Genomic DNA, 14,391 nt, shown 5'->3' on the forward strand with positions numbered 1-14,391 from the left:
TCACGAGGTCTCGATGGTGAGATCGTCTGCGTCGCCGATGTTCTCCTGTGCGCCCGGACGTGAGGTGTCCTTGAGAGCCACCCCTGATCGGCCGAGTCTCCGGGCGCCGTCGACGAGGGCCGCGGTGATCCGCGCGGCGACGTCGTAGTGCAATCCGTCCGGCGGGTGGATGTTGGAGATGCAGTTGCGGTCGGCGTCGGTGCGTCCGGGCCGGGGTAGATGGGTCAGGTAGATGCCGAGGCTGTCGGCAACCGAGAGTCCCGGTCGCTCACCGATGATCACGATGAGGGTCGTCACACCGAGGGCCTCGCCGATGTGGTCGCCGAGCGCGACGCGCGCCTGCGTGGCGATCACCGGCGGCGCCATCGTGTAGCGGCCGTCGAGGGCATCGACGAGTGCGGCCACCAGACCGTGTCCGTGACCGGCGACCGCGCGCGGGGACAGGCCATCCGCGATGACGATGCCGATGTCGGTGGCGGATTCGGTGAGCGCCGACAGGTCCTCGGGTGTCCGGCCGAGGTCGGGTCTGCGCAGATACTCGCCGCGGTCCGAGGCCCGGCTCGTGACGATGACCGGACGACCGAGGCCGAGTTCGGCGAGCGACTCGGCGATGGCGTCGGCGTCGAGGGGTTCGTGGACGGCATCCCGTGCTGCTGCGTGTGCGGCTTGGAACTCCAGGACGCGACGTGACGGCAGCGAGTTACCGGCACGCCCCAGACCGATGCGCGCCTGCGTGGTTCGACGCATCGACGCCCAGATGTCGTCGCCGTCGGCGAGTTCCGCCGGCTGTGACTGCTCCGATGTGCTCATCGGCCGGCCGCCAACGGCAGGAGGGGCGAAGTCGCCGGATCGACCGGCAGGATTCGGCCGTCGGCGTCGCACATCCCGAGTCGGGCGAGCCACGCCTCGAATTCGGGTGCGGGACGTAATCCGAGTGCCTGTCGCACGTACAACGCGTCGTGGAAGGCCAGGCTCTGGTAGCCGAGCATGACGTCGTCGGCGCCGGGCACCGCGATGACGAAGGCCGCTCCGGCGACGCCGAGTAGTGTCAGCAGCGTGTCCATGTCGTCCTGGTCGGCCTCGGCATGGTTGGTGTAGCAGACGTCGACGCCCATCGGGAGTCCGAGGAGCTTCCCGCAGAAGTGGTCTTCGAGTCCCGCGCGGATGATCTGCTTGCCGTCGAAGAGGTATTCGGGGCCGATGAATCCGACGACGGTGTTGATCAGCAACGGGTCCAGGGCGCGCGCGACCGCGTAGGCCCTCGTCTCGAGGGTCTGCTGGTCGACGGCTTTGCCACCGGTGCCGAGGTGCGCGCCCGCCGACAGCGCGGATCCCTGTCCGGTCTCCAGATACATGACGTTGTCGCCGACCGTGCCGCGGCGCAGGGACCGGCCGGCCTCGTTGGCCTCACGCAGGATCGAGAGATTCACACCGAATCCCGCATTGGCTCCTTCGGTCCCGGCGATCGACTGGAACACGAGGTCCACGGGGACGCCCTGACCGATCAGGTCGACCGTGGTGGTGACGTGCGAGAGCACGCAGGACTGCATCGGGATCTCGAAGCGTTGACGGATCTCGTCCAGCATGTGGAGCAGGTCGGTGGTCGCCTGCGGTGAGTCCGACGCCGGGTTGATCCCGATCACCGCGTCGCCGCAGCCCATCAGCAGACCATCGAGGGTGGCTGCGGCGATCCCGCGCGGATCGTCGGTGGGATGGTTGGGCTGCAGGCGGGTGGCGATGCGGCCCGGGAGCCCGATGGTGGTCCGGAACGCCGAGGTCACCCGAATGGCCGATGCCACCAGGATGAGGTCCTGGTTGCGCATGATCTTCGACGTGGCGGCCGCCATCTCCGGCGTCACGGCGGGGGAGATGCGTGCGATGCGTTCGGCCGCGTCGGAGCGGGTGGAGATCTCGAGCAGCCAGTCGCGGAACCCGCCGACGGTCAGGTGTGAGATCTCGGTGAAGGCTGCGCGATCGTGCGTGTCGACGATGAGTCGGGTGACCTCGTCCGACTCGTAGGGGACCAGGAGATCCTCGAGAAAAGATGACAGGGGAACGTCGGCCAATTGCCATGCCGCAGCGGCACGTTCGGCGTCGGACGTGGCGGCGCAACCGGCCAATTCGTCACCCGAGCGGCGCGGGGTGGCCTTCGCCATGAGTTCGACGAGGCCGTCGAACTCATAGGACGTGCCGGAGATGGTCTGGGTGAATCTCATGGTCCCCGAAGTCTAGGTTCGGCCGATCCGCCGCGCATGACGAACGAACCACCTGCACTGACGCCGGCAACGGAGTGACCCTTGACACATCCAGATGAATGAATGTACGTTCACTCGTACCGGAATAGATGTTCACAGCGGGGCTCCGCTCGAGCAAGAAATCATCGCTGACCACTGCAGACACGCCCATATGGATGTGCCTGGAGGCGATTCCCAGCAGAAGGAGATCAAGATGGATTACGAAGACATCGACTACACGGTCGAGGGCCCCACCGCGATCATCACGATGAACCGGCCGCATCGGTACAACGCCTTCCGGGCCAAGACGGTCGAGGAGATGATCAACGCCTTCCGTCGTGCCTGGGCCGACAACGGAGTCCAGACGGTGATCCTGACCGGAGCCGGGGAGAAGGCGTTCTGCACCGGTGGTGACGTGAAACAGCGTGCGGAGACCGGCGATTACGGGCCCAGCGAGAGCGGCATGTTCGAGATCGGCAACCTGCACAAGACCATTCGCGACATCCCGAAGCCGGTCATCGCCGCGGTCAACGGACTCGCCATCGGCGGCGGACACGTCCTGCACGTGCTGTGCGACCTCACCATCGCAGCCGACACGGCACGCTTCGGTCAGTCCGGGCCCAAGGTCGGGTCCTTCGACGCCGGATTCGGTTCGGCGTTCCTGGCCCGCGTCGTGGGGGAGAAGCGTGCCCGCGAGATCTGGTACCTGTGCCGCCAGTACGACGCCGAGACCGCCGAACGGTGGGGACTGGTGAACTGGGTCGTCCCGGCGGCCGATCTGCTCGACGAGGCGAAGAAGATCGCCGCCGAGATCGCCGAGAAGTCGCCCACCACACTGCGCTTCCTCAAGCAGAGCTTCAACGCCGATACCGACCACCAGGCCGGTCTGTCCAATCTCGCGATGAGCGCCCTCGACCTGTTCACCCACCACACCGAAGAAGGTGCCGAGGGTGCGCGGGCCTTCGCCGAGAAGCGCATGCCCGAATTCAACAAGTTCGCCGCCATCTGATTCGGAAGGACACCGAAACCAATGAGCTCCAACAGTATCGCCGTCGTGACGGGCGCCGGATCAGGCATCGGGAAGGCGATCGCCTTGGGCTTCGCGGCCGAGGGGACCACCGTGGTCGCCGCCGATCTCGATCTCGATGCCGCCAAGCGCACCGCGGGAGAGGCGGGTTCCATCGTGCCGATGGTCGTCGATGTTGCCGACCGTGCGAAGGTCGACGAGCTGCGGGACGCGGTGCAGGCGGAGGTGGGTGTCCCCGACATCCTCGTCAATGCCGCCGGCTGGGACCGCACCGATCAGTTCCTGAACGCCACCACCGAATTCGCCGAGAAAGTGGTGGCCATCAATTACCTCGGCCCCGTGCACATGGCCAGCGCGTTCCTGCCCGGCATGGTGGAGGCGTCGAAGTCCGACGGCTGGCGGGGTGGCCGCGTGATCAACCTGGCCTCCGACGCCGGGCGGGTCGGTTCGGCGGGTGAGACGATCTACGCCGGCGCGAAGGGCGGCGTCATCGCCCTCTCGAAGTCGCTCGCACGCGAGATGGCCCGGTATCAGATCACCGTCAACGCGGTCTGCCCCGGACCCACCGACACCCCGCTGTTCCAGGCGCAACCCGAGAAGCTGAAAGAAGCTCTGGTGAAGGCGATCCCGTTCCGGCGACTCGCACGTCCCGACGAGGTCGCCGCACCGGTCCTGTTCTTCGCCTCACCCGCGGCGTCGTTCATCACCGGTCAGGTGATCAGCGTCAGCGGCGGTCTCACCATGGCCGGTTGACCGGCCGCCGCCACCCCTCCGGACCGAGATGAGTCAGGGAACCGACATGACCTCAGACACGAGTTACGTCTACGACGCGCACGCGTACCGCAGTTTCTTCGAGCACGAGTTCACCTATCTGAACGGTTTCCGCCGCAACGTCGCCCGCTACGGCGGCGAGGTGGCGATGATCGACCCCCTCGCCGAACGGCAGTGGACATACGCCGAACTCGGTTCGGCGGTGGACGAACTCGCGGCCGGTCTCGCCGATCGCGGGGTGACCGACGGCGCCGTGGTGGGCTATCAGTTGCTGAACGGCCCGGAGTTCGCGCAGCTCTACCTGGCGACCCAGGCGGCCGGAGCGGTCGGATCCCCGGTGAACTTCCGGCTCGCGGCGGGGGAGACGGCCGTCATCCTCGACATCAGCCGGCCGAAGGTCTACGTCTACGACACCAGTCTCAGCGCCACGGTCGACGAGGCCATCTCGCTTGCCGGGCACACTCCCGAAGTACTGGTGGGCGTCGGAGAGGGAGACCTCGTCGCCGGGTCGATCCGCTTCGCCGACCTCCCCGTCGCCCGCGGTGTGCCGCCGACGGTGTCGCGCGGCGTCTTCGACGAGACCACTCGGCTGTACACCTCGGGTACGACCGGCATGCCCAAGGCGGTGCCGATGAACTCGGCCATCGAGATCTTCTCGGCGCACGACGTGATCATGCACTTCCCGCTGTCCCCGGACGACCGGACACTGAACATGACGCCGTGGTTCCATCGCGGCGGACTCTACTGCGCCGGTCCCAATCCGTCGTTCTACCTTGGTTCCACGGTCGTCCCGATGCGCACCTTCGATCCCGAGCTGACCCTCGACTGGGTGGAGAGATATCGATTGACCTTTCTCATCGGTGCGCCGACCAACCTGGCGATGCTTGCCGGCGCGCAGTCGGCGAACCCGCGCGATCTCTCCAGTCTGCGCGGCATCGTCACGATGGGGGCACCGCTCGAACGCGAGGCGGCACTGCGTTACCAGCAGGTGCTCACCCCGCGGATCTTCAACGGCTACGGCAGCACCGAGGGATTCTGGAACACCTTTCTGCGACCCGACGATCTCCCCGAACACGCCGGAACTGCCGGACGCGCGTGCATCGACGACGACGTCCGCGTGGTCCGGGTCCACGACGACGGGCATCTGGCGAGCCCGGACGAGGTCGTCGCACACGATGGTGCGGAAGTCGGTGAGGTCATCATCCGGTCGCCGAAATGCGCGGCCGCCTACTACGACTCCCCCCGGCAGGAGAAGGCCAAGTACAACGGCAGCTGGCTGCACATCGGTGATCTGGCCACCTGGGACGCCGATGAGTTCGTCACCATCGTCGGTCGTAAGGACGACATGCTGCTGTCCGGCGGCGAGAACGTCCACCCGGTTCAGGTCGAGGAAGCACTGAACGGCCATCCGGGCGTGGTCGACTCGCTCGTGGTCGGTGTCCCGGACGAACAGTGGGGAAGTCTCGTCGTCGCCTACGTCGTGCCCGCCGACGGGGCGGCCCCGACGCCGGAGGACCTCGACGCCTACTGTCGCTCGCACCCGATGCTGTCGAGCTTCAAACGTCCTCGCGCGTATCGCATCGTCGAGTCGCTCCCCGTCTCGGCGACCGGGAAGAAGTTGCACTACAAAGCCACCGAGTCCGCCGCGCGCGAGATGGCCGACGGCGCGTTCCGCGCACCGGCCCCCGACCGCGTCCACGGCTGACTCACCCCGAACGGAAGAATCGATGTCCTCACTCACGCACGACCTCGAACACAAGCACTTTCGCGAGACGGTCAGACGCTTTGTGGCCGAACAGATCACCCCCGTGCACACCGACTGGGAGAACGCCGGGCAATGGGATCGCGACCTCTTCGTCGAGGCGGGCAAGAACGGACTCCTGGGCTTCCCCGTGCCCGAACGGTTCGGTGGTCCCGGCGTCGACGACTTCCGGTACAACGCCATCCTGATCGACGAGGTGGCGCGCACCGGTGCCGCCGCCGAGGCCATCGCCTTCTCGTTGCAGAACGATGTCGTACTGCCGTACCTCACGGAGCTGACGACCGACGAGCAGAAGGCTCGCTGGCTGCCGGGGGTCGTCGGCGGCGACACCGTGCTGGGTATCGCGATGACCGAACCCGGTGCGGGCAGCGACCTGACCGGTATCCGCACCTCGGCGGTCCGCGACGGCGACCACTACGTGGTCAACGGCGCGAAGACTTTCATCTCCAACGGTCGCAACGGTGACCTCTTCGTCGTCGCCACCCGGACGGGGTCCGAGAAGCACAGGGGGCTCACGCTTCTCGTCGTCGAAGCGGACACGCCCGGGTTCGTCCGGGGCCGCCGACTCGACAAGATCGGACTGCACGCGCAGGACACCGGTGAGCTGTCCTTCGAGGACATGCGCGTCCCCGCGGCCAACCGTCTCGGCGGGGAGGGCGAAGGCTTCTATCAGCTCGTCCGCAACCTCCCGCAGGAGCGGTTGTCACTGGCCATCGGTGCTGTTGCGGCTGCCGAGGGCACTTTCGCGCGCACCCTGGAGTACGTGCAGGAGCGCACGGCATTCGGGTCGCCGATCTCGTCGTTCCAGAACACGCAGTTCGTCGCCGCCGAACTGGCGACCGAACTCGACATCGCCCGCACGTTCCTCGACGACTGCATCGCCGAACACATCGCCGGTCGGTTGACGCCGGCCCGCGCCGCGAAACTCAAATGGTGGGCCACCGAGCTGCAGGTGCGCACCGCCGACCGGTGCCTGCAACTGCACGGCGGCTACGGCTACATGCGTGAGTATCCGGTGTCGCGGGCGTTCGTCGACGCCCGCATCCAGACCATCTACGGCGGCACCACCGAGATCATGAAGACGATCGTCGCCAAGGACCTCGGTCTATAGGACTTGTAGAGTGACTCCAGCGCTGATTCGTCGAGGCGGTCGTGGGGCGGTCTCGATGAACACAGGCACGAACGGATCAGAAGGAAGTAAGTGGGATGGCGAAATCTGCGACGGCGAGGTCGTCGGCCGACCTGGCCGTCGAGGAAGCGGTGCGCGCGGTGCGTGTCTCCACCCGCCGCCGGCAGCTGCTCGACGCCGCCGTGAAGGTCATGCAACGCACCGGTTTTCACCAGATGTCGATGCAGGCACTCGCCGAGGAGGCCCAGGTCAGCGTCGGCCTGTTCTACAAGTACTTCGGTGGCAAGGAAGAGATCCTGCTGGCCGCGATCGTCGACATCCTCGAGGCCTTCCGCGATCAGCTCCAGCCCGCCATGGACCGCGCCGGTGACGATCCCGTCGAGCAGTTGATCGCGGGTTTCCGTCAGTACGCGACCATCGTCGACGAGAACCGTGACGCCGTCGTGCTGACGTATCGGGAGAGCCGGACGCTCGACGCCGCTGGACGGGAGCGGATCAAGGAACTCGAGGTCGAGACCTCCGCACCGATGCGGGCGGCGGTCACCGCTGGGACGGCAGCCGGACTCATCGTCGACGTCGACGCCGACCTCGTGGTCTTCGACCTGATGATGCTCGCCCATGGATGGGCGCTCAAGCACTGGCATTTCGCGCCCGGGTACGACCTGGACCGATACGTGTCGGCCCAGCTTCGGTTCGCCTTGCAGTCCCTCGTCGTCGAGGACGCCCTACCGACGTATCTCGCCCGGCTCTGAGGGTGCCCCTGCCCGTACCGGGGAGGTGAGTGCCCGCGCATAGCTGCCCATCGCGCGACCCGCGGCGAGGATCGGATCGGTGGAGCGCTGGGTCCGGGCGACGATGAACGCGCCCTCGAGTGCCGAGACCACCGCGTACATCAGCGAGCGGGCATCCGCGTCGGTCAGTCCGCGCGCGGCGAAGAGTGCGGTGCCGGCGTCGATCCACGCGGACATGACCTCGTCGGCGACCTCTCGGAGGGCGGGTTCGGCATCGGCGACCTCGCCGGCGACGGTCCCGACGGGGCACATGTTCAGCCAACCACCCTGCTCGATGGTGCCCGCCGCGGCGACGAACGCCGCCTCGATTCCCTCCGCGGGGTCGTCGTACGGCGCGAGTAGCAAGCCGATCAACTCGCCGTAGGCGGCGCCCGATTGCCGGAGAGCGGCGGCCGCGACGTCGCGCTTACCACCGCCGAAGTGGTGATAGATCGATCCGATGGGGGCGTCGGCCGTCTCGACTACCTGTTTGATCCCGGTCGCCGCATAGCCCTGCCTGCGGAGGAGCTCGGCCATCGCCACCACGATGCGTTCGTCGGTCTTCACCCTGGCCATTCTAGAGCAGATATTCTAGAGTGATCGTTCTAGAGGCCGGTTGCGGTCTCCCGGCCGAGGTGAGGAGCGCGTGACATGACCCAGCTCAACCAGATGGGAAGCCCGCAGGCGGGCGCCGTCAAGAGAATCGAGACCCCGGCCGGCACTGTCGAGTACGCGGAGGACGGAACCGGGCCGCCGGTGGTCCTCCTGCACGGCCTGCTCATGGACCACACGGTGTGGGACGACGTGATCCCGTTGTTGCCGAAGGGTTTCCGCTACATCCGGCCGGTGCTCCCGCTCGGGTCTCACCGAATTCCGCTGCACGAGGATGCGGATCTCTCGATGGACGGGATGGTGGGTCTCGTCGCCGACGTCCTCGACGCCCTCGACCTGCGCGACGTGACCCTCGTCCATTCCGATTGGGGCGGCTCATTGTTCCTGACCGCGCTCGGCCGCGACGAGCGTGTCGCCCGCATGGTGATCCTGCCGTGTGAGGCCTTCGAGAACTTCCCGCCGGGACTTCCCGGCAAGATGGCAACGCTGGCCGTGCGCCTGCCCGGGGGCATCACCCTCGCCGCACGTCAGCTGCGGATCGGGTGGCTGCGACGACTTCCCATTCTCTGGGGCTGGATGATCAACAAGCCCGTCGACAACGAGCGGATGCGCCGATGGACCGACCCCGTCCTCGCCGACCCGCGCATCCGGCGGGACGTCACCAAATACGCGACCACATCGTTCGATCCCGCCGAGCTCGTTCGAAAGACGGAGGCGCTCAGGGGGTTCGACGGGGATGTGCTCGTGCTGTGGTCGCCCGACAACCGGGTGATGCCGCCGGCGCACGGCCCTCGGCTCGCCGAGCTGGCGCCGCGTGGCCGCTATGCCGAGATCCCCGGTGCGGCGGTGCTGTCGATGCTCGACGAGCCGGAAGCCGTCGCCCCCGCGAGATCGGCGCGTTTCTCACCGCGACCGCGTCCCGCGGATAGCCATGTCGACCGCGAGGGTCAGGAACCTTCGATCTTGAAGCCCACCTTCAGGGTGACCTGGAAGTGTGCGATCTGGCCGTCCTCGAGGTGTCCGCGGGTCTCGGTCACCTCGAACCAGTCGAGATGATTGACCGTCTGCGACGCACGCGCGATCGCGTTCCGGATGGCGTCGTCGGTGCCGGTCGCGGCTGAACCGACCACCTCGATGACTCGATACACGTTGTCGGACAACGATTCTCCCTCCGTTGGCGCCGGTCCGGCCATGGGTGACCGGACCGCCTCATGGGTGACCTCGTTTCTGTCTACGCCTAAGATGCGGGGAATGAACATCGAATCGGCAAACCGTGATCCCGGCGCGCGGTGTCCGTGTCTGTCCGGCTTGCCGTTCGGTGAATGCTGCGGGACCATCCTCGCCGGTGAGCGCGACGCGCCGACCGCCGAGGCGCTGATGAGATCGCGCTTCACCGCTTTCGCCCTCGGTGATCGAGATCACCTGCTGCTCAGCTGGCACCCCGACACGCGTCCCGACGATCTCGAACTCGACGATGCGATGCGGTGGTACCGCCTCGACATCGAATCGACGAACGGCGGATCGCCGTTCGACACCGAGGGCGAGGTCACCTTCACCGCGTACTACAAGACCGGCTCGGAGCGTGGCACGCTGCACGAACGCAGTCGCTTCACCCGACACGACGGGCGCTGGGTCTACCTCGACGGTGTCGTCGGCTGACTCAGGAGTCCACGTAATCCCAGAACTGGAGCCAGGTGACGTTCGCGAAGATCGCCAGGCATCCGACGTACACCAGCAGGATCACCCCGGCGCCGGCGAGATTGCTGCGGAGGCTGTTGCCGTCCACCGGATCCAGCCAGCGGCGGAACGGTTTCGCCGCCCACGGCATGAGCCACCACTGCATCAATCCGACGCTCACGACCTGACTCAGCCACAACGCCAGCCACGGCTGGGCTCCGATGCGGTCGAGAACCGGCCCGAGGAAACGGGACAGGACCATCACCGTCGGGTAGAGCACCAGCAGGACCATCATCGCCGACTTCCAGTTCGGCGTCTGGCGGATACGGCCGTGGTCGTTCCGCACGGTGGTGCCGAACGCGGTGGTGCTCGACATCGTCTCGAAGTCGTGGGTCAGACTCGAACGCAGTCCGGAGAGGGCGGCGCTGCGTTCGCGAGACGACACCCACGCCGAGAGTTGCCGGTCGGTACGGAACCGCAGCACCGACAACGCCGTCTCGCGGTCCTCGTCGACGAACAGTGACGTGCCCTCGTAACCGCTGAATTCTCCTGCGGCGCCGGTCAAGTCGCGCTGCGCGTCGATGAAAGCGTCGACCTTGCCCGACACGATGTCGTGGCGGAAGGCGCCGACGCCGGGCGGGGGCGGTACGCCGTCGACCAGTTCGAGCATCGGCGCCGATGCCATCCAACCGTGAACACGCCCGTCCCGCAGGATCTCGGCCCGCCGGGGGCTGTCGACCCAGCGGTCGCAGGCCTTCTCGTCGACGAAGGTCGCGGCCACCGCCGGTTCGAAACGGCCATCCGCGACGGTCGAGACACGCGCGCTCAGGCAGCCCTCGCTGTCGGCCGCCGACGCGGCGAGCAGTGCGGCCCAGTCGGCGAACCCGGTCTGTGAGACGGGGTGGAACACCGACACGGTCGTGATCACGGCATCAGAGGGAAACTCGCCGGCCCTGCACATGGACCTCGGCGATCGAGGATTCACGCAACCCCATGAGAAGTCCGAACAGTGTCTGGTCGCGGGCGAGGTCGTCGTCCTCGGCGCGGACCGCGTTCTCGAGCACTCCCTTGAGCGCGTCAGCCGGTTCGATGACGAGGAAGTCGGCTTCCTTGCCCTCGTCGAAGTTGCCGAAGCGGGCCTCCATGTCCAGAGCACGGGCGCCACCGAGGGTTCCGATGAACAGCATCTCGGCGGGATGCATCGACACCCCCGCGTCTCCTGGTTCGGTGATGTGCTGCTTGAACGCGTCGCCGAGCACCCGCGGGATGAGCCACTCGTCGCCGCCGCCGAAATCGGTTCCCGCCGAGATGTTCACCCCCGACGCGACAGTGCGCTTCCACGGCATGGTCCCCGAACCCAGGAACAGCTGCGACACGGGACAGTGGGAGATGGACGTACCGGTCTCGGCCATCCGGGCCAGTTCGACGTCCTGGCAGTGCACACTGTGGGCCAGGATCGTTCGTGGACCCAGAAGGCTCTTGCCCCCGACCTGGGAACCCGGGAGGAATTTGCCGTCGTAGGTGTCCAGGTACGAATCGACCTGGTAGACCTCCTTGGTGGTGTCGATCTCGCCCGTGCCCGGACGGTTGTTCTCGTTGAGGTGCGAGTGGACGTAGACGCCCAGATCGCGGTACTCGTCGTAGAGTTCGCCGAGATTGCGCAACGTCTCGGTGGTCACCGACAACGAGAATCGCGGGATGATCGCGACATGCAGCAGCGCGGTGCGGAAGTCGCCGGTGTCGGCAGCGTGCCACTTCTCGATCTCCGCCCGCGTCAGGCGGATCGCCTCCTCCTCGGAGGTGAGGAGGGGTTTGGCCGTGTCGCCGCCGACGGTTTGGATACCGCGACCGGCCACGATGCGCAGACCCGCCTTGCGGGTCTCGGTGAACAGCGAATCCTGCGCGTGGGGATAGGCCGAACCGAACACCATCATCGCCGTGGTGCCGGCGGCGACGCGGCGTCTGGTGAACTCGACCGCCGCGGCCTGGGCGAACTCGGGATCGGCGAACTTCGATTCGGAGGGGAAGATGCAGAGGTTCAGCCATTCGAGAAGCTGTCCGCCGCCGTAGGAGTCACCCGCATAGGTCTGTGGGAAGTGGATGTGGGTGTCGACGAAGCCGGGGATCAGGTACCCGCCGGGATGATCGTGCTTCTCGGCCGACGCGAATTCGGTCGGTAGCCCGGACCGTTCACCCGCGTACTTGATCTTCCCGTCATCCCCGATCACGAGCGCGCCGTCGGGGATCGACACCAAGGCGTCGACGGCCTCGGTGATCTTCGGACGTCCGGCCAGGTGGAAGATGTGGCCGTGATGGACGTGGTCGGTCATCGGTGCTCCTCGGTTCGGGGTGAGCTTGTAGGTGATGGACGGATCGTCATGGCAACGACCAGAATTGGACGGTCACGAGGTAGAAGATCGCCACCCACACCGCGTTCAGGGCGAGGATGAACAGGCCTCCGTTCACGTTCGTGCGGGGCTGTGGCGCGGTGGATTTCGGTTGCAGCCACCAACCGAGAACCCTGTTCACGTAGTACGGCATCGTCAGATAACTCATCGCGAAGCTGGACAACAGGTTACCGATCAACATGCCCAGCCACAGCGGCATGCCCAACGGTGCGGTCATCAACGTCAGGAACACCACGGTGGGGTAGAGGCCGACCCACACCGCCACCGAGGTCTTGAAGTTGGACGGAGGCGGGGCATCGGGGTCGCCGTGGGAGAACCAGTTGCCGAACGAGTGGTCGATCGTCTGCAGGGTGAACTCGCCGAACTCCTCCGCCTCCGCGAGCAGCGCACGACGTTCCGGCGAGGTCAGCCAGGCCTCGAGATGCTCGGCGGTGTCGAAGCGGTAGGAGATCGTCCACTCGTCCTGCACCCCCTCGATGGGCCGGAAGAGTTCGGACCCGCGGAAGCCCGCGAATAGGTGCTCGGCGTCATCCACCCGTTTCTGCCACGCGAGGAACTCGTCGACCTTGGAGTCGGCGACACGGTGGGTGATCACGACCGTGACCAGTGTGTCGGGTTCTTTGGCGTCGTGTGCGAGGACCTGCGCGGTGGCGGGGCCGTCCATGAGATCCGCGCCGGCGCGCACGTGTTCGAGACGGACACTGCTGTTCAGCCAGTCCTGGAGATGGCTGACGGAGTCGAAGCCGTAGATGGTGAGCCAGTCCGCATGGGTGTCCGTCGGAGGCCGCAACTCGACGCCGAGGAAGCCCGGAAAGTCGGCGGCAGCGCCGGAGATCGAGGCATGCCACGTGCGAAACGACTCGTCGAATCCCTCACGGACGCGTTGCCCGAAGATGAGCGTCGCAGCGCCGTCGGCGATCCCGGCCGACCGACCGGTGTGCTGAGATGTCTCGTTGGTCATGGACTACTCCTGGAGTCGGTACGTGTCGGCGCACGAGCGCTACGTCCGCGGAATCCCGGGGGTGGACGACGCACGGCGGATGGCGTCGGGAAGCGTCGGGAAAGAAGATGCGTGCCAACGAATCCCGGTAATCCGCCGAATCCGGTGGGTGGACACGGCCGGGTATGGCGGCCTCGAGAAGTTCGGCGATACCGTGGTCGAGCGCTGTCATCGGCTGTCTCGGTCATTCGAGGTCGTTGTCGACGTTGGACCGCGCCAGTATGACCACGGCGGATTCAGGCGCGCGCCGAAAGACCGGGAAGTGGTCCCAGAATTCGTTTCAGGAGACCACAGCGGTGCCGTATCGCCGATGCCGGCAGCTCAGGTGGCCGCGTGCCGCGCGATCCACTCCACGAGCGGGGTCGTCGCGCGCCAGTCCTTGCGGACCCGGTCGACGAGTGCCGGGGTGTGGATGACCTCGTCGAAGCCGTAGTCACGGCCGGCGAAGAGCGACTTGTGACGCAGAAGGTCGATGCGCGGATGATCGACGTCGTAGCCGCGTGGAGCGGTCTTCAACCGGTCGCCGCCGATCTCCCATCCGGCTCTGGTGAGCCTACGGACGAGTTTCTCCAGTTCGGGCCCGTGCCGGTCATGGTCGATGGCCTTGCGCAACTCGGCGAGCCGTGCCGGGGTGGCTTCGTAGAACCCGGCCCCGACGCGGACACCGGGAGCGCCGATCTGGATGTAGTAGCCGGTGGCCGGGGCCACGGCAACAAAAGCTCCCTGATGTGTCTTGTAAGGCGTCTTGTCCTTCGAGAACCGGACGTCGCGATACGGCCGGAACAGCTTGGCGGTGCCGAACTCGTCGGCGAGCTCCTCGGCGAGTGCCGACATCGGTTCCGCGACCGCCGTGCGATACGTCTCTTTGTGCTGCTCCCAGAAGAACTTCGAGTTGTCGATCTCGAGATCGTCGTAGAAGTCGAGGGCGGCTTCGGGGAATCCGTCGAAGCTCATGACATCACCATGCCGGCACTAGTGGCTCGTGTCGTTAATTCCTAAAT

14 protein-coding genes and 1 pseudogene are annotated in these 14,391 nt (G+C 66.5%); 7 read left to right on the plus strand and 8 right to left on the minus strand.

Features of this window, described 5'->3' with window-relative positions; all coding sequences use genetic code 11:
* Together eutC and IHQ52_RS12800 are read right to left on the minus strand one after the other, a co-directional pair.
* On the minus strand, window positions 1-810 hold the full coding sequence (eutC, locus tag IHQ52_RS12795) for an ethanolamine ammonia-lyase subunit EutC (protein WP_238063514.1): 810 nt from the start codon (window positions 808-810) through the stop codon (window positions 1-3).
* Entirely contained in the window at window positions 807-2,216 is a 1,410-nt protein-coding gene (locus IHQ52_RS12800) for an ethanolamine ammonia-lyase subunit EutB (RefSeq protein WP_238063516.1), read from the minus strand. The genes eutC and IHQ52_RS12800 overlap by 4 nt, the downstream gene beginning before the upstream one ends.
* A 232-nt stretch (window positions 2,217-2,448) precedes the next feature.
* On the opposite strand from IHQ52_RS12800, the gene IHQ52_RS12805 reads away from it, so the two are divergent.
* The 5 genes from IHQ52_RS12805 to IHQ52_RS12825 all read left to right on the plus strand — a co-directional run bounded on the left by IHQ52_RS12805 (window position 2,449) and on the right by IHQ52_RS12825 (window position 7,675).
* The gene (locus IHQ52_RS12805; RefSeq protein WP_024497896.1) at window positions 2,449-3,243 is read left to right on the plus strand and encodes an enoyl-CoA hydratase-related protein; all 795 of its coding nucleotides are present in this window, start codon (window positions 2,449-2,451) and stop codon (window positions 3,241-3,243) included.
* 21 nt (window positions 3,244-3,264) lie between these two features.
* Entirely contained in the window at window positions 3,265-4,014 is a 750-nt protein-coding gene (locus IHQ52_RS12810; protein ID WP_238063518.1) for an SDR family NAD(P)-dependent oxidoreductase, read from the plus strand.
* A 46-nt stretch (window positions 4,015-4,060) separates the two neighbouring features.
* Window positions 4,061-5,737, plus strand: a complete 1,677-nt coding sequence (locus IHQ52_RS12815) for a class I adenylate-forming enzyme family protein (protein WP_238063525.1) — start codon at window positions 4,061-4,063, stop codon at window positions 5,735-5,737.
* A 22-nt stretch (window positions 5,738-5,759) separates the two neighbouring features.
* Window positions 5,760-6,905, plus strand: coding sequence for an acyl-CoA dehydrogenase family protein (locus IHQ52_RS12820; RefSeq protein ID WP_238063530.1), 1,146 nt, complete (start codon window positions 5,760-5,762; stop codon window positions 6,903-6,905).
* Between the two features lie 95 nt (window positions 6,906-7,000).
* On the plus strand, window positions 7,001-7,675 hold the full coding sequence (locus IHQ52_RS12825) for a TetR/AcrR family transcriptional regulator (protein WP_024497900.1): 675 nt from the start codon (window positions 7,001-7,003) through the stop codon (window positions 7,673-7,675).
* On the opposite strand, the gene IHQ52_RS12830 is transcribed toward IHQ52_RS12825, so the two are convergent.
* Window positions 7,649-8,269 (minus strand): TetR/AcrR family transcriptional regulator, encoded by a 621-nt coding sequence (locus IHQ52_RS12830; RefSeq protein WP_238063532.1) that lies wholly within the window; start codon window positions 8,267-8,269, stop codon window positions 7,649-7,651. The genes IHQ52_RS12825 and IHQ52_RS12830 overlap by 27 nt on opposite strands.
* A gap of 75 nt (window positions 8,270-8,344) precedes the next feature.
* Here IHQ52_RS12830 and IHQ52_RS12835 point away from each other — a divergent pair.
* Window positions 8,345-9,234 (plus strand): annotated as a pseudogene (locus IHQ52_RS12835) (alpha/beta fold hydrolase).
* Between the two features lie 18 nt (window positions 9,235-9,252).
* On the opposite strand, the gene IHQ52_RS12840 reads toward IHQ52_RS12835, so the two are convergent.
* Complete coding sequence (locus IHQ52_RS12840; RefSeq protein ID WP_024497903.1) at window positions 9,253-9,465, minus strand: dodecin; 213 nt, start codon at window positions 9,463-9,465, stop codon at window positions 9,253-9,255.
* A gap of 91 nt (window positions 9,466-9,556) precedes the next feature.
* On the opposite strand from IHQ52_RS12840, the gene IHQ52_RS12845 reads away from it, so the two are divergent.
* Complete coding sequence (locus IHQ52_RS12845) at window positions 9,557-9,964, plus strand: YchJ family protein (RefSeq protein ID WP_024497904.1); 408 nt, start codon at window positions 9,557-9,559, stop codon at window positions 9,962-9,964.
* Window position 9,965: 1 nt separating this feature from the next.
* Here IHQ52_RS12845 and IHQ52_RS12850 read toward each other — a convergent pair whose 3' ends face one another.
* The 4 genes from IHQ52_RS12850 to IHQ52_RS12865 form a co-directional block, all read right to left on the minus strand.
* Complete coding sequence (locus IHQ52_RS12850; RefSeq protein WP_024497905.1) at window positions 9,966-10,910, minus strand: putative antibiotic biosynthesis monooxygenase; 945 nt, start codon at window positions 10,908-10,910, stop codon at window positions 9,966-9,968.
* Between the two features lie 4 nt (window positions 10,911-10,914).
* On the minus strand, window positions 10,915-12,312 hold the full coding sequence (locus IHQ52_RS12855; RefSeq protein ID WP_238063540.1) for an amidohydrolase family protein: 1,398 nt from the start codon (window positions 12,310-12,312) through the stop codon (window positions 10,915-10,917).
* Between the two features lie 46 nt (window positions 12,313-12,358).
* Window positions 12,359-13,351, minus strand: coding sequence for an antibiotic biosynthesis monooxygenase (locus IHQ52_RS12860; protein ID WP_024497907.1), 993 nt, complete (start codon window positions 13,349-13,351; stop codon window positions 12,359-12,361).
* Window positions 13,352-13,711: 360 nt separating this feature from the next.
* Window positions 13,712-14,344: a DUF2461 domain-containing protein gene (locus IHQ52_RS12865; protein ID WP_024497908.1), complete on the minus strand. Its 633-nt coding sequence runs from the start codon at window positions 14,342-14,344 to the stop codon at window positions 13,712-13,714.
* Window positions 14,345-14,391: the final 47 nt, after the last annotated feature.

The organism is Gordonia amicalis, assembly GCF_022059885.1.
Classification (GTDB): Bacteria; Actinomycetota; Actinomycetes; order Mycobacteriales; family Mycobacteriaceae; genus Gordonia; species Gordonia amicalis.